We start from the raw sequence: 19,700 nt of genomic DNA, 5'->3' as shown, positions 1-19,700 counted from the left end.
CAGTAAAATCATAGTTGAAAGCAGAACTATTGATGTAAACCGGGCTTGGTTGGTTTTTAATTTCATAGTTAAGTACTTTTATTTAGTAATTAGTTTATAGAAATCTTCTTAGTAAATTCTCCTTCATCGGTAAATATTTTGACAATATATACCCCCTTTAGAAGACCTGTAATATCAAAAGTGTGTTCTTTATCGCTTTTGTTAATATGTTTATTATAAACCATATTTCCTGAAAAATCAAACACAGAAACCATGATTGTAGATGGCCGGTTTAATTTAACATTTCCTGTAATCACCGATTTATCTTTGAAGTCCTTATAGTAAAATTGAACGTTATTATTAGATTTCGCTAAAATTGCTTCTTCATCTACATCTATTTCTTGTTTTTTAACGCAATCATCTTTAAGAATAATGGTTTGTTCAAGAGTACTTTCAGAAAAATTTTCCTTTTCCGGATAAGGATGAGTTCCCTGATAATTCCAAACTGTAGGGTTGGATCCTGTGATAATACTAGTATCAGTATTTTTTATATTATATATACCTCCTACATTATTGTTTAGTTTTACAATAAAATAATGATATAGTGTAGTATATTGAGTATAAAAAGTAACTCCATTTATTTTATAATAAACCTTATATGGAGATTGTCTTTCATTGAAATCTTTATAAATCTGCACTAAATCTCCTTCTTTAACATATATATTTTCTAAAGGAGTTTTATTTTTCACATAATCATTAATTATATAAACTCGTCCATTGTTTATTTCAAATCCTAAATGTAAGGCATTATCTAATGTTGGATTAATAGACAATCCCATCTGAAAATTCTGATCATTACCTTTTATTGTGGTTTGGAAAAAACCTCCTCTATCCCAATCTATAGATTGTTTACTGTATGCTTTAGCTTCAACGTTAGTAGAATCTGAAAGAATATTAAATCCTCCCAATTCTTTTAATTTTAAGGTATATTGGCCGGAGGAAAGTTCAGTTAAATTTAAATCTTTACCAAAAAATACTCCTGATCTTTTTATTTCCTGATCTTTTTGATCTATCAGCTGGTATTCAAAACCATCATCCCCTCTTAATATGTTAATCTGAATGGCTCCGTCATCTTTTGAGTTTGGGGAAACATCACAGGTTGGATTGGTTTTCTTTATTTTAGCTATAATATTGGAGGGTCTGTATCCAAAAGTAAATACACTTTCTTTAGGAAAAAATACATTGTTGAATACAATTTTTTTTCTATATGGATCATATTCGTCAGATAAATAGAACACTGTATCCTCCAATTTAAAATCTCCTTTTCCGGAACGATCTACTAATAAATAAGTTTTATTGTCATTATAAGGTGCAAACTCTTCTGCTCGGTGTTCTATATAACCTAATTCTATTCTGTTACCGCTATTAATAAAACCTCCAGTTCTAAAATCTTTTATAACTGATTCGAAATATCCTCGGTACATGACAAGACTTACATAAAAATCTTTATCTATATCCTCTTCATCCAACGGTATATTAGGTGAATCTAACCCCGAAACTGGGGGAGCATATCCGTTAAATCGTATGATAAAATCATCTTTTGTCTTATCAATTTGTAAACGATCTCCTGCTTTCACTTTAAGGTTAATAGCATGAGTTATCATACCTTTAACAACAGTGTATATATTTCCTTGATGGTCTATGAAAACACCATAATCAGCACTAGGATTATCTTGATCTGTAACATTTTTCGTACCGAACTTAAGCATTATTCCTCCATAATTTACTAAGGTTAAAGAAGCATGCCCTTCGTATCCTGATAGAGGTTTTTCACTATACATAATCGCAGTTTCGGAATCTTTACTACGATCATTAATCATTTTTACCTGCGAAAATTTATATTTTTCTTTAACGGTTTCTAAATTATTTTGTATATACCAAGTTACGTCATTTTCATTTTCATTTAAATATGAATTTGTTAGCATTAGCCAACGACGATTCATAATATTCATTCCCGCAATGCTTTCAATCTGATCTGTTTTCAGATTCTGATTGTCATCTCCCCAAATAAAAAACTCATTATCTAACATTGAATTAGCAGGAAATTTTTCAATAACCAACAATTTATTTCTATTGGAAAGATTATAATTGTTGGAAGCATCATAAGAATCACCCGCTAATGAATAGGCAAAATATGGACTTTCTTCATAAGAAGTAGAACTTTTTCTTTGATATAATCCGCTTTTATCATCTCTATAGATTCCTGTTACTCTATGATGATATTTTTTATTCATATCTTTATCCCAAAGTAGAGTATTACTACTTCCGATAAATGAGCTTTCCAGCATGAAACCATATTTCAATGCCAAATAGGTCTCTGACTTTATTTTCTCAAAAGGAGTCAACAAACGATCATACATAATTAATTCTGGCATATATGCTCTATATATGGTATTCGGATTAAACAAATCCGTATCATAGGTTGAATTGTTATGTTCGTTAGATGTGTAAAATTTTTCACCTAATGATAAATTTGAACTTTTCTTTTCACCCCATATATTAGTAACTGGCTTATTCGTACGGAAATAAGTAAATAATTGTACAGTTTTTTCTTGGTATTCTAATAAATCTACATCGGACTTACCATCGGGATGATACATCAAATCTCTTCCCTCTTTTGAACCATAATCTAGAACTCCTTTATGACTTTCATTACTATGGATAATTTTATCTTTATTTAAGACAAATCCTTTTCCCTGCACCCCGTTTAAGGTAAAAATATAATCGGGATTTTCAAATTTATTCCCAATCATACTGCCCTCTAGATACGTTCCTAAAATAGTAGCCGTAGATAAATTTGCACTTTTTATCTGTATTTCCTTACTTGAACTTGGGTTAGTCAAGAGTAAGGACGGATTAAAATTAATTGATCTCCCAAATACATTCCATTCTACTCTATATTCAGTTTGGTTATCGTTATAAGTAAGACGTAACGAGTCTCCCGAGAAATCTTTCCATAAATATCTTGCGTTAAGATTTTTTGATTCAGGGACGGTTTTCATCCATAGGACAGCGCCTGGCACTCCACCAGGACCTACAATTTTATTATTTTGTGCTGAGGTAAATAAAGAATTTGCTCCAATAAATAATATCAAGTATAATTTCCTCATAGTTAAGTTAATTTTTATCGACCAAATATAATAATTTATTTTATTTTTAAAAAATATAGTAAATTAAATTTATAAATAAATTATTATTTATTTAACCCTATAATTATATCAATATTATTATTAAAATAAATTTGTAATTATTTATTAATATAAGTAAAAACATACTAACAATTGTACATTTTTTCGTCTTTTGTTCTAATTAGGTTATTAAACTATTTAACGATCTATCTCTAAGAGTAACCTATTTGTATACTTTTTTTAATAAAGATTTTGTGTATTTTTGATTAAAAAATAATCTATGTCGCCTCAAGAAATTCTCGCAAAAATGTTATATGCACAAGATCTCACATGTATTGAATATAAAGATTGGCTTCTCGTTGATGAACAGCTTCCTGCTATGCGCGCAGATACTTTTGACTATAAGGAATATGAGAACGGAGTAAGCATACGCTTAGACATAACTTTGCTTTTGCAAAATAAAAAAGCTATTTCTGAGAGTTTTTTAGGTATAGGTAAGGATAAATATTCTGCTATTCAAAACGCTTTTCAAAATTTTGTCGCAAATTCTTTCCATGTTTTTTTGGCTGCTTTCTGGCAAATAAATAATGATGAACAGATTGGTATTGAAGAGTGGAATATAAATGGAGATTTATGGAACGTATATATTGGTAATTTTGGATGTAAAGGAGATTTCAACATCCCGGAAAATTTATTTAAAACTATCGAAGAACAAATACAAGAAGAAAATTTAGAAGAAGATATTTACTGGCTGCGTATTTATTATGCGAATATAAATGATAAAGAGATTATGATTGAGACTTTAAAAAATAATGAAGTTTGGCCCGAAATGGAAAAAAAATTAAGATCTGTATCATGGGTACCTTCAGATAAATTTTATAGCCTTAGAAATTTTATTATTCTTAAACGTAAGTAAATATCTTAACCTCATTTTTTATTCTTAATTTTTTCTTACCTAAATAAAATAAACTTTACCTTTTTAAAAGAATGTTAATATTATAAGTAAGCAGAAAATACCAACCATAAGTTTTATTTTAATTCTATAATAATTATATCATATCAGACATTTTTAAAATGAACTATAATGACATTTTAAAAACTGAATAAATCATTACCTTTGCAAAAATCTAATTCAACTATTACCCATGCAATATAATTTTCAGGAAATCGAAAAAAAATGGCAAAAAAAATGGAAGGAGCAACAAACTTTTGCAGCTTCTAACGGTACAGATAAACCTAAATTTTATGTATTAGATATGTTTCCATATCCATCAGGAGCAGGTTTACATGTGGGCCATCCCTTAGGTTATATTGCCTCAGATATTTATGCAAGATTTAAACGTCATCAAGGCTTTAATGTGCTGCACCCTATCGGATATGATAGTTTCGGACTCCCGGCCGAGCAGTATGCTATACAAACAGGTCAACATCCGGCTATAACTACCGAAGTAAATATCAATGGTGGAGTTGACAATAAAAATAATAAAATCACCGGCTATAATAATCAATTAAGAAAGTTGGGATTTTCTTTTGACTGGAACCGAGAAGTTCGTACTTCTGATCCCAATTATTATAAATGGACACAATGGATATTTATCCAACTATTCAATTCATATTACTGCAAAGAGAGAAAACAAGCCCGACCTATTAAAGAATTAGTAGATATTTTCACAAAAGAGGGAAATATTCATATACAAGCTTGCACTTCTCAGGAAGAACTATTTACTTCTGAAAACTGGAATAGTTTTTCAGAAGAAACCAAACAGAAAATTATATTAAATTATCGATTAGCATATCGTGCCGAAACAACAGTCAACTGGTGCCCTGCATTAGGAACAGTTTTAGCAAATGATGAAGTGGTTAACGGACTTTCAGAGCGAGGAGGATATCCTGTGTACCAGAAAAAAATGATGCAATGGTCTATGCGAATTACCGCCTATGCCGAAAGGCTTCTTACTGGATTAGAAATCATAGATTGGAGCGAATCTATTAAGGAAAGCCAACGTAATTGGATCGGTAAATCTTTAGGAGCAGAGGTTATCTTTTCAGTTGTCGACTCTGAAGTAAAAGTAAAAATTTTTACCACTCGTCCGGATACTATTTATGGAGCAACGTATATGGTTATGGCTCCCGAACATCCTTTGGTTGATCAAATTACCACTGGTAACTACTACGAAAAAGTAAACCAATATAAAGATGAGAGCATCAAACGTTCTGAAAGAGAAAGAATTGCTGATGCTAAAACTGTATCAGGTCAATTTACAGGAGCTTATGCAGTTAATCCTTTTACCAAAAAAAATATTCCTATATATATAGCAGATTACGTATTAGTAGGATATGGAACGGGAGCTATCATGGCGGTTCCGGCCCATGATGAAAGAGACCATAGGTTTGCGAAGCATTTTGACCTTCCTATTATTGAAGTGATTAAAGGAGGGGCAAATGTTCAGGAAGAAGCGTTTTCTTCCAAAGAGGGTGCTTGCGTAAATTCAGGAATACTTGACGGTCTTTCTGTACAAGAAGCGCAAGCTAAGATTATTACAGAAATAGAACGAATGAAAATCGGGCACGGAACCACTAATTATAGATTACGTGATGCTGTTTTTTCACGTCAACGATATTGGGGTGAGCCGATTCCAGTTTACTATAAAGATGATATCCCTTACTCCTTACCGGAATCTGCATTACCTTTAATTCTTCCGGAAGTTGAAAAATATTTACCTACTGAAGACGGCGATCCGCCTTTAGGTCGTGCCACCCAGTGGGCTTGGGATGTTGAAAAAGAACAAGTTGTAAGTAATGACCTTATTAATAACACTACTATATTTCCTTTAGATTTAAATACGATGCCCGGATGGGCGGGAAGTTCCTGGTATTATTTGAGATATACAGATCCTACTAATAATACTTGCTTCGCCGACAAAACTCTCATGAATTATTGGGAAAATGTAGATTTATATATTGGAGGTAGTGAGCATGCAACAGGACATTTATTATATTCTCGTTTTTGGAATAAATTCTTAAAAGATTATGGATTTGTAACTCAGGAAGAACCTTTTCAAAAACTAATTAATCAAGGAATGATTTTAGGCCAAAGTGCTTATATTTACCGAATTAACGGAACCAATAATTTCATTTCTCACCATTTATTAAAGGAAGAACATGACGTAACTCCTCTACGTATTGATGTCAATCTTCTTAAAGGAACTACGGATGAGGTTGATTTAGATCGATTAAGAGATTGGAGAGACGAATTTAAAGATGCTGAATTTATTCTTGAGGAAGGTAAATTTATTTGTGCCAGGGAAGTTGAAAAAATGTCTAAATCATATTATAATGTCATAAATCCGGACGATGTTTGCGATGAATACGGCGCAGATAGTTTGCGTATGTATGAAATGTTTTTAGGACCAATTGAGCAAGCTAAACCTTGGAATACACAAGGATTGAGTGGAGTTCACGGATTTTTAAAGAAATTTTGGAAACTTTATCACTCCGGAGAAAATGAAACTTTTTTTGTATCGGAAGAAAATCCTAATAAAGAAGAGCAACGTATTTTGCATCAATTGATTAAAAAAGTTAAAGATGATTTGGATAATTTTTCATTCAATACCTCTATTAGCTCTTTTATGATTGCAACCAATGATTTATTCAAAATAAAATGTCATAAAAGAGAAATTTTAGAATCTTTATGTATTTTAATTTCTCCTTATGCACCTCATATTTCCGAAGAATTATGGGAAAAATTGGGCCATTCTAATAGTATTGAATTTCAGCCCTTCCCTGAATTTAAAGCAGAATATCTTGTTTCAGATACCTTTGAATACCCGGTTAGCTTTAATGGAAAAGTACGTTTTAAAATTGAAATGCCAATTTCTGCCACTGCTCAAGAAATAGAGGAAGCTGTATTGGCTCACGAGAAAGCTCCGAATTATTTAGAAGGTAAAACTCCTAAGAAAGTTATTGTAGTGCCTAAACGAATTATTAACATTGTTATATAAATGTGTTTGAAAACCCAATCCAACTTATGGATTGGGTTTTAATTTTTATCGAATAATTTTTATTCTTACCAATGCAAATTAGTGGTAGGTTCTTCTATCTACAGATAATAGGGTTCTTGTTGTCTTTTTAGCTTGATCGTAAACTAAAAGAACAGCTGTAGTCCGTATGTCATCAAAAGAAACAATTTTACCCGTCGAAAAAACACTTGAATCCCTAATTTGAAAATGTTTCAGGCCTTATTTTATAAGCTGATTTATATTATACCTTAACATCGGTCTATTAATACGTCCAGGCACAATGGCATTTACTCTTACTCATTTTTTACTATCTAAAAAGGTAATGATTTGGTAAATGAATCTCTAGCCCCCTTTGTCATTGAGTAGACAGTTGAATTTCTACCAGATAACATTCTGTGAAAAAAAATACGAAGAAATATTAATTCCGTCTCCTTTACTTTTTTCAAAGATTCATAAAAATTTTGAGTCTATACATAAGGGTTTTGAAATTAAGATTGATATGCATAATTAAAAAACTCACTTGTATTTTCAAACGAAATAAAACGACCGATTCCTGCATTATTAATTAATACATCCACATGATTGATGTCCTCTAAAATAGATTTACTTAGTTTAGGTAATTGCCAAATGATGGATAAATCTACAAAAAAAATAGTAATGGGTATTTGAGAAGAGGTGAATTCTTATTTAACTTTTTGTAGTTTTTTTAATCTTTAGTTATTAAAATAATATGAGCTTTCTGATGAGCAAATGCGTGAGCAATTCCCAATCCTATTCCATCAGTTACCCCGTTTATAGTTTCATTTTTATCTGTAAACATAAAAGATTTTTAAATTAAACTTATTTGTCAAATAATTTACAATATGGACAATCCTGATATTTTTACAATAATTATTTATAGAGATTTTAAAAGTATCCCGAATTACAGTCATTCCCAGTAGACAAATTAATTTTCGAACTTTATAATATAGTGTTTTTTTATTGGACTTTTAAAAATAAAATTTATCTTTGTAAAATAATTTACGATCATTAATAAAATTACTTATCAAGAAAGGTGGAGGGAATTGGCCCTATGATACCTTAGCAACCCTCTTCTAAGAGTAGGTGCTGCATCCAACCGTAAAGGAAAGATAAGTCGAAACAGCTTACATACACCAAGAAAATAATTCAAGCTTCTTTCGGCCTATATAAAGAAGCTTTATAAAGTTTTTTTATAAATTTAATGGGAATCTTGTATAAGTTGTTTTATGATGATTAATGAATTTTAATGTATTTATTAATTAGAAAAAACAACCAAAATCATGAAACTTGAAACAAAATTAGTGCATATCTCTGAACCTGATGAACTTACTGGCGCTATTTCTACTCCTATTTATCAAACTTCTTCGTATGTACAAGAAGCTCCCGATGTTAATAAAGGATTTGCCTATACAAGAACAGCCAACCCTACACGTAAAGTAGTGGAACAGGCCATAGCTGATTTAGAGGGAGGAATTGCCGGATTTGCTTTTTCATCAGGATTAGCAGCTACAGATTGTGTTTTAAAATTATTAAAACAAGGTGATGAAGTCATCGCTGTAAATGATGTTTATGGAGGTACCTATCGTATTTTAACAACGGTTTACAATAAATTTGGTATAATCTCAAAATTTATTGATACAACTAACCTTGAAAACGTTAGAAATGCCATCAATAAAAAAACACGTTTCATCTGGCTGGAAACTCCTACAAATCCTACCTTAAAAATATCGGATATTGAAGAAATTGCTAAAATAGCCAAACAAGCGGGGGCCTTATTAATTGTAGATAATACCTTTTTATCGCCTGCTTTGCAACAACCCATTTCTCTTGGTGCTGATATTGTAGTACATAGCGGTACAAAATATCTTTCCGGACATGGAGACGTATTATCGGGATTTGTCGTTGTAAACGATCAAAATATCGCCGATGAATTAAAGTATTTGCAAAACACTTCCGGTGGCGTGCTATCCCCTTTCGATAGCTGGTTAACTCTACGAGGCATTCAAACACTTTATCTCCGTTTAGAAAAGCATTCGGAAAATGCGAAAAAAATAGCCGAATATTTACTTACTCATCCTAAGGTAGATAAAGTTTACTATCCGGGATTAAAGTATCACCATAATCATGATATAGCCGCAAAACAACAAAAAAACTTCGGAGGAATGGTTTCCTTTAGCTTAAAAGAGGATACCTTAGAAGCTGCTAAAAGATTTTTAACTCGTACAAAAATATTCCTTTTAGCTGAAAATTTAGGTGATGTCAGAAGTTTGGGAAGTCATCCGGCTACAATGACCCACAAATCAACCCCTATAGAAGTACGCAAGGAAACAGGAATTCAAGATTCTCTCATTCGTTTATCGGTAGGTATTGAAAATATAGATGATTTACTTAATGATATTAAACAAGCATTAGATTAACGAAACTCCCTAATTGAACACTATGGCAAGAAATAAACTTAAATTGGGAATCTTTGGTTTCGGTTGTGTAGGAACCGGATTATACAAAGTTTTGGAAGAAGCGGAAAGTGTTGATGCTAATATAAAAAAGATTTGTATAAAGCACCCTGATAAACCCAGATCTATCGATAAAAAATATTTCACAACAGATAAAAACGAATTGTTATCGGACCCAGAAATCGGAGTGATCGTTGAATTAATTGATGATGCGGAGGCGGCCTTTGATATTGTTTGCGAAGCGATGAAAAAAGGTAAAGCTGTGGTATCCGCCAATAAAAAAATGATTGCTGAGCGTTTACCTGAGCTTTTAAAGCTCGAAAAAAAATATCACACTCCCCTCCTCTATGAAGCCTCTGTATGTGCCAGTATACCTATCATTAGAAATTTAGAAGAATATTACGATAACGACTTACTCACTTCAGTATCAGGAATTTTTAATGGATCCACTAATTTTATACTTACCAAAATGATCCATGAAAATATGTCTTACTCTGAAGTTTTAAAAGAAGCTCAAGAGAAAGGATTTGCTGAATCTGATCCTACCTTAGACGTTGAAGGTATTGATCCCAAATATAAATTATGTATCATCCTTTTTCATGCTTTCGGACTCATCGTCAAGCCTGATACAGTATTTAATTTTGGAATTTCAAGAATTAGCAATTTCGATCTGGAATTTGCGAGACAAAGGAATTTCAGCATAAAACTGATTGCCAAATGCAATAAAAATAATAATGAAATTACCGGTTTTTGCGCTCCCACTTTCATTGAAAAAGAAAATACATTAGCACATGTAAATTATGAATATAATGGCGTTGTTTTGGAAAGTGCCTTCTCCGAAAAACAACTTATGATCGGTAAAGGTGCAGGAGATAAGCCTACCGGCTCCGCTGTACTTTCAGATATATCTGCCTTAACGTACGACTATAGATACGAAAATAAGAAATATATACATCTGAACAAGCAATTAAAATTAGTAGATACGAAGATATATAAGGTATATGTAAGATATCATGATAAATTTTCAGGCTTTACTGACTTTGATACAATTGAAGAACAATACAGCAGCCCATTAGGAAACTATTTTATAGGATTTATATGCTTACATAAATTAGCTAATTCTTCTTGGATTAAAGATCCGAAAATAAACGTAATTTTTTTCAGCTAAAATCAATCTTATAGTAGAGAGCACAATTTTTTAGATTAAAATTCTAATAAATCTTAATTGCTCTCTCATATAAGTCCTTATATATGGGAATCACTAGAGAATTATCAAAAAGTAATGCCTGTTGTTCGGCTTGTTCCTTGAAAAGTGAAAGTAAATTTTCATCTTTTAATAGCTTTATAGCATTCGAAGCCATCGATTGAACATCGCCAACCGAAGATACAAATCCGGAATAACCATCCTTATTCACTTCAATTATTCCACCAGCATTACTGGAAATAACAGGAATACCACATGCCATAGCCTCTAAAGCTGCTAATCCAAAACTTTCTTGTTCAGATGGCAAAAGAAAAAGATCAGCTATACTTAATATGGAGTGAACATCTAATATTTTTCCCAATGTTTTTACTTTATCCTCTAATTGGTAGACTTTGGTTAAATGTTCTATAGTTTCCGTTTCAGGGCCTTCTCCTACAATCAAAAGTTTTGATTTAACTTCTTTTTGTATCAGGTTGAAAATAGACATAACATCATTAATCCGTTTTACTTTTCTTAAATTTGAAACGTGAATAATCAACTTTTCATCATTTTCTACAAAATTTTTTCTTGCGCAATGGCTGGACACTTTTACCGAATTATCGATGAAATTGGGAATGACTTCAATGTCTTTTTTAATATCAAATACTTTATATGTATCTTCTTTCAAACTTTGGGAAACGGAAGTTATATAATCGGATTTATTAATTGAAAATTCAACTCCTGACTTATAAATGGGATGACTACCCACTAATGTTATATCCGTACCATGTAAAGTTGTTATTACCGGTAATTTTATACCTTTCTCATGAAGAATTTGTTTAGCAAAATAAGCAGCATAAGCATGAGGTATAGCGTAATGCACATGCAATAAATCTAAACCATAGGTTTCTGCAACGTTTACTATAATAGTAGATAATGCTAACGAAAAAGGTTGATATTCAAATAATGGATATTGTTTAACGCATACTTGATGAAAATAGATATTAGGCAAGGTAACATCAAGCTTAGCAGGCATACTATAACTTATAAAATGAGCTTCATTACCTAAGGCTGCCATTTCCATACCAAGTTGAGTGGCAACAATACCGCTTCCTCCAAAAGTTGGATAACAAACAATTCCTATTTTCATCGTATTATATTATTGTAAAAAATTTAAAAGATCATAATAATTTTCAGAATTTATGCCATGACCTTCATTATATTCATGATATTCGTAATCTAAATCTAATTCTTCGCAAATGGATTTAAATTGTCGAGACCATACTATTGGAATAATAGGGTCTTCTTTTCCGTGTGAAAAGAAAAATTCCAATTGCGAAAAATCATCACCCATATTGACATCTTTTAGTAATTCTGGGTCTGGATATCCACTTAAACAAGCAACTTTTTTAAACTTTTCAGGACAATGCAAAGCCAATGAAAATGAAAGAATAGCTCCTTGACTGAATCCTAATAAGGTTATCGAGGTATCATCAAAGGAATATTTATTCTTGATTTGATCCAGAAACTTCATGATAATCTGTTGTGCTTCAATTGCTTGTTCGGAGTTGATCATTTTAGCTCCGGATGTAAAATCTAAATCATACCAAGCATAACCGCCCGTGGTTATTTCTCTTATGGCTCGCAAACTTATTACATAAGCGTCATCTGGTAATTCTTCTGCAAAGCTGAACAAATCTTGCTCATTACTTCCATATCCATGTAGCAAAAGTATTAATGATGGCGAATCTGTAGCCGACTTCGGTTCTCTAAGTAAATAATGGACCATTTTCTTTTTAATTTCTTAAAACAAAGATACTCTTTTTTAAAAAAATCTTTTGGTATATTTCCTTTATACCTTTTTTAACTTTATAAGTGCAAATATCACAAATATGAATACTCTAAAAAGCAAGTATTCGTTTTATAAAACACTAAAAACCAACTATTTATATTATATAAGATTATTTTTAAAGTACAACGAATTCATTTTATAATTTTAAGATTATAAACAAATTCACATCATTAGAATTATTATTCTATAACCCTATTTTCTAACATTGGTACAAATTGATAGTCTCCAAATTCCATGGTTTCAAAGGTATTTTCATCTAATTTAAGTACCGTATACATTTTTTGTTCTTTTTCACCAATAGGAATAACCATCACTCCTCCAATAGTTAGTTGCTCCAATAATTTTTTAGGCATGGTAGGTACTCCTGCTGTTATAATAATTTTATCAAAAGGAGCAAAAGAAGGTAATCCTAAATATCCATCTCCAAAAATCTGATGTTTGGGTAAGAAATTTATTTTCCTCAATATTTTCTTTGAGAAATCAAATAATTCTTTTTGTCTCTCGATAGTATAAACTTGAGCGCCTAAAGCTACTAAAACAGCGGTTTGATATCCTGAACCGGTACCGATTTCTAACACTTTTTCTCCCTTCTGAATATGTAATAATTGGGTTTGAAACGCTACGGTATAAGGATGAGAAATGGTTTGATTTGACAATATAGGAAAAGCACGGTCTTCATAAGCTAAATCCTCGAATATTGAATCAATAAATAAATGACGAGGTATTTTATTAAGAGCATTTAATACGATCTCATCAGTTATACCTTTTTGTTTAAGTAAATTAATTAATTTATTTCTCTTTCCTTTATGTTTTAATGTATCCTCTTTCATTGTTTTGCAAGTTATTTAAAATATAAATGGAAAACAATACTCATAGCAGATGATAAGCATGTATTTTATGATTAGATAACTTTTTTCATGACACTTCTCGTGTCATAAAAAATTGCTTGTTTTTATCTTATAGTTATTTTTTTACTTCTTAGATCGTTTAGGAAGGATAAAAGTTAAATTTAATAAAACAATAGATATTAAAATAAGTACTATACCCAACCATTGTAAAAAAGTTACTTTTTCATTAAGAACAAATTTTGCCATCATAACAGATACCGGCAATTCCATAGAAGCGATAATGCTCCCTACCCCTATACCAACAACAGGCATTCCTTTAGTAAATAAAAAAGGAGGCAAAATGGTACCGAAAATAGCTAAAATAATACCCCATTTATAAAATATTGAAAAATGAAAAGGTTGGGTAATGAGAACATGTGCCCAAATTATCGTAACCATAAGGGTTGCCCCAACCAATAAATATACGGATCGCAAGGTAGGCGGCATATTTAACGCTATTTTATTAGATGAAAACATGGAAAAGGTATAAGATACCGCTGCCAATATTCCAAATAGCACTCCATTAAAATTTAAATGTAATTGTGATTCATTGATTAGGTTGGTGGCTAATAAGGTACCGAGAAGAATAAATATAATGGCTATAATTTCAACTACTGAAGGTTTTTTCTTGTTAACTATAAAATCGACTAATGCTCCCATCCAAACAGCTTGCATCAGCAAAACAATACATATAGATACTGGAATTCCATAGTGCACTGCCAAATAATAAAAAGTACTGGTTAATCCAAAAGATGTACCGCATAAAATTAAATAAATTTTATCTTTAGAAGTATATTTTTTTTCTTTATTTTCATTTTTATTTTTGCTAAAACAATGAAGTATAAGAAGTCCTAAAAGCCCCAAAACAGCTTGAGAAAAAGTAACTTCAGCGGTAGTATACCCATCGTTATAGGATAAACGGACAAAAGTTGCTAATACACCGTAAGAAGCCGCTGCAAAAGCTACTAAAAATAACGATTTTAAGTAGTTTACGTTCATTTACTTGATTTTTTTACTATTTATGCAGGCTCAAAGTTAAAAACTTAAATTTAGATACTTGTTGAAAAACTAATGAATCGAATCAATTTTTTAAATATTTGTTAATAAATTGATAGTTTTACCTTTAAATTTGCAAATACATAATAATAGTAATCCCTACATTATGAGCGCATTATTTTTGTATTTATAAATAAAAAAGACTATATTTGCAAACTTTAAAAAATAAAAGAGCATAAATGCCAACTATTCAACAATTAGTAAGAAAAGGAAGAGCCACACTTACCAAGAAGAGTAAATCGGCTGCTTTAGATTCTTGTCCACAAAGACGTGGAGTATGTACTCGTGTATATACCACTACACCTAAGAAACCGAATTCAGCACTTAGAAAAGTAGCCAGAGTTCGTTTAACTAACGGTAAAGAGGTAAATGCCTACATCCCGGGAGAAGGACATAATCTGCAAGAGCACTCGATAGTATTGGTGAGAGGCGGAAGGGTAAAAGATTTACCGGGAGTTCGTTATCACATTGTCAGAGGTGCTTTAGACACAGCTGGTGTACAAGGACGTTTACAAAGAAGAAGTAAATACGGAGCTAAACGACCAAAAGAGAAAAAATAGTATTAACGAAATTATTCAGGTAAAATGAGAAAAACGAAAGCAAAAAAACGTCCGCTTTTACCAGATCCTAAGTTTAACGATCAATTAGTAACACGTTTCGTTAACAACTTAATGAAAGACGGTAAAAAGAGTATAGCTTTTAAAATTTTTTACGATGCATTGGATATCGTAGAAACTAAAAAAGAAAATCAGGAAAAAACATCTCTGGAAATTTGGAAAGATGCTTTAGAAAACGTAATGCCTCACGTTGAAGTACGTAGCAGAAGAGTTGGAGGAGCTAACTTTCAAATCCCAATGCCTATTCGTCCGGATAGAAAAATTTCTATGGCGATGAAATGGTTAATTAAATATTCAAGAGATAGAAATGAAAAGTCCATGTCTCAAAAGTTAGCAGCTGAAATTATCGCCGCTGCAAAAGAGGAAGGTGCTGCAGTTAAAAAGAAAACCGATACGCATCGTATGGCTGAAGCTAATAAAGCATTCTCACATTTCAAATTCTAAAGAAAATATGTCTAGAGATTTAAAATACACACGTAATATAGGTATTGCTGCTCATATTGATGCAGGAAAGACAACTACAACGGAAAGAATTTTATTTTACACCGGAGTAAACCATAAAATTGGAGAAGTTCACGATGGAGCTTCAACGATGGACTGGATGGTTCAAGAAGCAGAAAGAGGAATCACTATTACCTCTGCTGCCACTACTTGTAATTGGAATTTCCCATTAACTGATGATGGCAAAAAATTACCAGATACTCAATCCTATCATTTTAATATCATCGACACTCCGGGGCACGTTGACTTTACTGTTGAAGTGAACCGTTCTTTGAGAGTATTAGATGGATTAGTTTTCTTATTTAGTGCAGTAGACGGTGTAGAACCCCAATCTGAAACTAACTGGAGACTTGCAGACAATTACAAAGTTCCAAGAATGGGATTTGTAAACAAAATGGACAGGCAAGGTTCAGACTTTCTTAATGTATGTCGTCAGGTAAAAGAAATGTTAGGATCCAATGCTGTTCCTATCGTATTACCTATCGGATCAGAAGAAGATTTTAAAGGGGTAGTTGATTTGGTGAAAAACCGAGCAATTATATGGCATAACGAAAACTTCGGATCAACTTTTGATATCGTAGATATACCTGAAGATATGAAAGACGAAGTATTGGAATATCGTCAAAATCTAATCGAAGCAGTAGCTGAATATGATGAAACTTTAATGGAAAAATTCTTTGAAGATCCAGATTCGATCTCTGAAGAAGAAATCCACGAAGCACTTCGTAAAGCAACTATAGATATCAGCATTATACCTATGGTTTGTGGTTCCTCTTTTAAAAATAAAGGGGTTCAATTCATGCTAGATGCGGTTTGTCGTTATCTTCCTTCTCCATTAGATAAAGAAGCTATTGAAGGTACAGATCCTAAAACTGATGAACCTATCGCTAGAAAACCTGATGCAAAAGAACCTTTCTCTGCACTAGCATTTAAAATTGCTACCGATCCATATGTAGGTCGATTAGCATTCTTTAGAGCCTATTCAGGACACTTAGATGCCGGTTCTTATGTGTTAAACACTCGATCTGGAGATAAAGAAAGAATTTCTCGTATCTATCAGATGCATGCCAATAAACAAAACCCTATCGAATATATCGAAGCTGGAGATATTGGTGCAGCTGTTGGATTTAAAGATATTAAAACCGGAGATACGCTTTGTGATGAAAAATCTCCAATTATATTGGAAAGTATGGTATTCCCTGATCCAGTTATCGGTATCGCTGTAGAACCTAAAACTAAAGCAGATGTTGATAAATTAGGTATGGCTTTATCTAAGCTAGCTGAAGAAGATCCGACTTTTCAGGTAAAAACTGATGAAGCTTCCGGACAAACTGTAATTTCAGGAATGGGAGAGCTTCACCTAGACATCATTGTAGACCGTTTAAGAAGAGAATTTAAAGTTGAAGTAAATCAAGGTCAACCTCAGGTTGAGTATAAAGAAGCTTTAATGGGTACTGCAGATCACAGAGAAGTTTACAAAAAACAAACCGGTGGTCGTGGTAAATTTGCTGACATTGTATTTCAAATTGGGCCAGCTGATGAAGGTAAAACCGGATTGGAATTTGTAAACGAAATCAAAGGTGGTAATATTCCTAGAGAATTTATACCTTCTGTTGAAAAAGGTTTCAAAGAAGCCATGAAAAACGGACCATTAGCCGGATATGAAATTGATGGTATGAAAATAACGTTGAAAGACGGTTCTTACCATGCAGTAGACTCTGACCAGTTATCTTTCGAATTGGCAGCTAAACTTGGATTCAAAGAAGCAGCTAAGAAAGCTAAACCGGTTATTATGGAGCCTATCATGAAGTTAGAAGTACTTACTCCTGAAGAATACATGGGAGACATTGTTGGGGACTTAAATCGTCGTAGAGCTACAGTAAGTGGAATGGATGACAGAAATAATGCTAAAGTAATTAAAGCATTTGTCCCATTATCTGAAATGTTCGGATACGTGACCTCTTTAAGAACCTTATCTTCCGGACGTGCTACCTCAACTATGGAATTTAACCACTATGAAGCAGCTCCTCAGAATATAGCTGACGATGTAATTGCTAAAGCTAAGGGTACAAACGTTTAATTAAAAAAACAATGAGTCAAAAAATAAGAATAAAACTTAAATCTTACGATTATAATTTGGTTGACAAGTCTGCTGAAAAAATCGTAAAAACCGTGAAAGCAACCGGTGCTGTAGTTAATGGACCTATTCCATTACCTACTCATAAAAGAATTTTTACCGTATTGCGATCTCCACACGTTAACAAAAAATCTCGCGAACAATTCCAATTAAATTCTCACAAAAGATTAATGGATATTTATAGTTCTTCTTCTAAAACTGTTGATGCTTTAATGAAATTAGAGCTTCCAAGTGGTGTAGAGGTAGAGATTAAAGTATAAGTTTATAAATTACTTACATTATAATAAAAAAACCTTCTGAATAATGAATTCAGAAGGTTTTTTATTTTTTATATTTAATTAATCATCTATATAACTTATTAAATGATATATTTAATTACAATACAAAATAAATATAATAAATATTTTAAACAATTTACCTTAGTATTATATAAACATTGGCATGAATTTAGCTATAAAAAAATAAATACATATATCTATTATGAAAAGTAATTTAGCTTATTATGAAAATGTATTCTCTATCAATAGAAGAGAAAATTATGTTGGTCATAAAAATCAAATACATTTCATAAAACAAGTTCAGTTTAAATTATTATTTACATTAGCAGATATAAATATCAATATTCATAGTAATTTTAATAGGAAAGAATTTATAAATACATGGATCAATACAATTGATAATTTAATTTTAAACTATAAAATTAACGATCCTTATTCAATGTATAAAAGTAATTTTCCAATAAAAAATATTCATGATCTCCAGATAATTTTTAGAAAAAAAATGAGTAGAATCAAAACATTTATATGTTTTCAGTCTTCTTGAAAATATATAATACTATTGAATTATAATTTTAACTTATATTCTATAATTTTTTAGAATAATTGAAAGGAATAATTGTTATAAATTTAAAATATGATAAATAAACTTATATAAACTATATAAAAATAATATGAATAATTAAATGAAAAGTTTCAAGAAAATAATTTAATCAAATATAATTTATAATTCATCTTAATTTAATTTCAAAAACATGTGTTAAACTCTATTTAGTGATGCAGGCTTTTATAGCCTGCTTATTTTATATTTCTATTTTTATATTCTTCAAATTTTTGAAATAAATTTTTTTCTTTATCTTTAGGCATCCTTCGATGGCTCTCACCTCCTTCTGTAGATAATGGGAGTAATTGAATATCAGTATCTATGATTTCAATTGAATCAACTAACAATTGCATCTCTAAATTCCATAATTTAAAACACATTGAGTGAAATGTGTCTTCAGATAGAATATCTAATTTTTCTTGAGTTATTAAAAGTCCGGCATCCGCATATTTATCCACATAATGAACAGTAACACCAATGGGCAAATTTTTATATACAGCCCATTTTAAGGCATCTAGTCCTCGTACATAAGGAAGATAACCCGGATGTGAATTTATAAGTTTATGTCGGGAAACTAAACTTTCCGGCAATAAGCCTGCTCCTGCTATTAAAATCGAGTGATAAGACTTTTTGGTAAAGCATTCATCAAGCTCTTCAATTTCCTTAGATATATAAGTAAAATTTAAATTGGCTACCAATTGTTCGTTATCTATTTTTACTAATAATTCTGAGGGGCGATGTGCAATAAGCGGATGTAAAGTTTTTCTTAGTATAAAGGGTATAGCATATACATCTACATCATTATACCCTTTTCCTTTTAAACGCAACAAAACTTCTTGTGTTTTTCTTGTTGGTTTATTATAACATATAACAGCAATTTTTTTTGACATAATAATTCTATCTAGTAAGGTGTATGAAGTAAAAATTA

14 protein-coding genes and 1 riboswitch are annotated in these 19,700 nt (G+C 31.4%); of the genes, 8 read left to right on the top strand and 6 right to left on the bottom strand.

From position 1 onward, the window contains the following. Positions 1-89: 89 nt before the first annotated feature. Entirely contained in the window at positions 90-3,149 is a 3,060-nt protein-coding gene (locus M3Z80_RS02060) for a T9SS type A sorting domain-containing protein (RefSeq protein ID WP_293917062.1), read from the bottom strand. Between the two features lie 298 nt (positions 3,150-3,447). Between M3Z80_RS02060 and M3Z80_RS02055 the strand changes: the two genes are divergently transcribed. The 4 genes from M3Z80_RS02055 to M3Z80_RS02040 all read left to right on the top strand — a co-directional run bounded on the left by M3Z80_RS02055 (position 3,448) and on the right by M3Z80_RS02040 (position 10,828). Then, on the top strand, positions 3,448-4,083 hold the full coding sequence (locus M3Z80_RS02055; protein WP_293917060.1) for a DUF6348 family protein: 636 nt from the start codon (positions 3,448-3,450) through the stop codon (positions 4,081-4,083). Positions 4,084-4,312: 229 nt separating this feature from the next. Beyond that, positions 4,313-7,168, top strand: coding sequence for a leucine--tRNA ligase (gene leuS / locus M3Z80_RS02050; protein WP_293917059.1), 2,856 nt, complete (start codon positions 4,313-4,315; stop codon positions 7,166-7,168). A gap of 1,057 nt (positions 7,169-8,225) precedes the next feature. Next, positions 8,226-8,323, top strand: a riboswitch (SAM riboswitch). 164 nt (positions 8,324-8,487) lie between these two features. Next, entirely contained in the window at positions 8,488-9,624 is a 1,137-nt protein-coding gene (locus M3Z80_RS02045) for a trans-sulfuration enzyme family protein (RefSeq protein WP_293917058.1), read from the top strand. Positions 9,625-9,646: 22 nt separating this feature from the next. Beyond that, positions 9,647-10,828 carry a homoserine dehydrogenase gene (locus M3Z80_RS02040; RefSeq protein ID WP_293917056.1) on the top strand — a complete coding sequence of 394 codons (1,182 nt, stop codon included), beginning with the start codon at positions 9,647-9,649 and terminating at the stop codon, positions 10,826-10,828. 43 nt (positions 10,829-10,871) lie between these two features. Here the strand turns inward: M3Z80_RS02040 and bshA are convergent, their stop codons facing one another. From bshA to M3Z80_RS02020, 4 genes are all read right to left on the bottom strand, one after another. Then, the gene (bshA, locus tag M3Z80_RS02035) at positions 10,872-11,993 is read right to left on the bottom strand and encodes an N-acetyl-alpha-D-glucosaminyl L-malate synthase BshA (protein ID WP_293917054.1); all 1,122 of its coding nucleotides are present in this window, start codon (positions 11,991-11,993) and stop codon (positions 10,872-10,874) included. Positions 11,994-12,002: 9 nt separating this feature from the next. Further along, on the bottom strand, positions 12,003-12,632 hold the full coding sequence (locus M3Z80_RS02030) for an alpha/beta hydrolase (protein ID WP_293917053.1): 630 nt from the start codon (positions 12,630-12,632) through the stop codon (positions 12,003-12,005). 242 nt (positions 12,633-12,874) lie between these two features. Next, a complete protein-coding gene (locus tag M3Z80_RS02025; protein WP_293917051.1) occupies positions 12,875-13,525 on the bottom strand; it encodes a protein-L-isoaspartate(D-aspartate) O-methyltransferase in 651 nt (216 codons plus the stop codon). A 141-nt stretch (positions 13,526-13,666) separates the two neighbouring features. Further along, on the bottom strand, positions 13,667-14,581 hold the full coding sequence (locus M3Z80_RS02020; protein WP_293917049.1) for an EamA family transporter: 915 nt from the start codon (positions 14,579-14,581) through the stop codon (positions 13,667-13,669). A 236-nt stretch (positions 14,582-14,817) separates the two neighbouring features. Between M3Z80_RS02020 and rpsL the strand changes: the two genes are divergently transcribed. The 4 genes from rpsL to rpsJ are packed head-to-tail and all read left to right on the top strand — an operon-like array spanning position 14,818 to position 18,153. Beyond that, the gene (gene rpsL / locus M3Z80_RS02015; protein ID WP_055425682.1) at positions 14,818-15,198 is read left to right on the top strand and encodes a 30S ribosomal protein S12; all 381 of its coding nucleotides are present in this window, start codon (positions 14,818-14,820) and stop codon (positions 15,196-15,198) included. A 24-nt stretch (positions 15,199-15,222) separates the two neighbouring features. Beyond that, positions 15,223-15,699: a 30S ribosomal protein S7 gene (gene rpsG / locus M3Z80_RS02010; RefSeq protein ID WP_293917046.1), complete on the top strand. Its 477-nt coding sequence runs from the start codon at positions 15,223-15,225 to the stop codon at positions 15,697-15,699. Positions 15,700-15,706: 7 nt separating this feature from the next. After that, positions 15,707-17,836 carry an elongation factor G gene (fusA, locus tag M3Z80_RS02005; RefSeq protein ID WP_293917044.1) on the top strand — a complete coding sequence of 710 codons (2,130 nt, stop codon included), beginning with the start codon at positions 15,707-15,709 and terminating at the stop codon, positions 17,834-17,836. A gap of 11 nt (positions 17,837-17,847) precedes the next feature. Continuing rightward, positions 17,848-18,153 carry a 30S ribosomal protein S10 gene (gene rpsJ / locus M3Z80_RS02000; RefSeq protein ID WP_055425679.1) on the top strand — a complete coding sequence of 102 codons (306 nt, stop codon included), beginning with the start codon at positions 17,848-17,850 and terminating at the stop codon, positions 18,151-18,153. A gap of 813 nt (positions 18,154-18,966) precedes the next feature. Here the strand turns inward: rpsJ and M3Z80_RS01995 are convergent. Further along, positions 18,967-19,662, bottom strand: a complete 696-nt coding sequence (locus M3Z80_RS01995; protein ID WP_293917036.1) for a formyltransferase family protein — start codon at positions 19,660-19,662, stop codon at positions 18,967-18,969. Positions 19,663-19,700 lie beyond the last annotated feature (38 nt).

The organism is Apibacter sp., assembly GCF_025291155.1.
Lineage (GTDB): Bacteria > Bacteroidota > Bacteroidia > Flavobacteriales > Weeksellaceae > Apibacter.
Note: the sequence above shows the minus strand (reverse complement) of the source record. Positions and strands in the feature narration are given on the sequence as shown.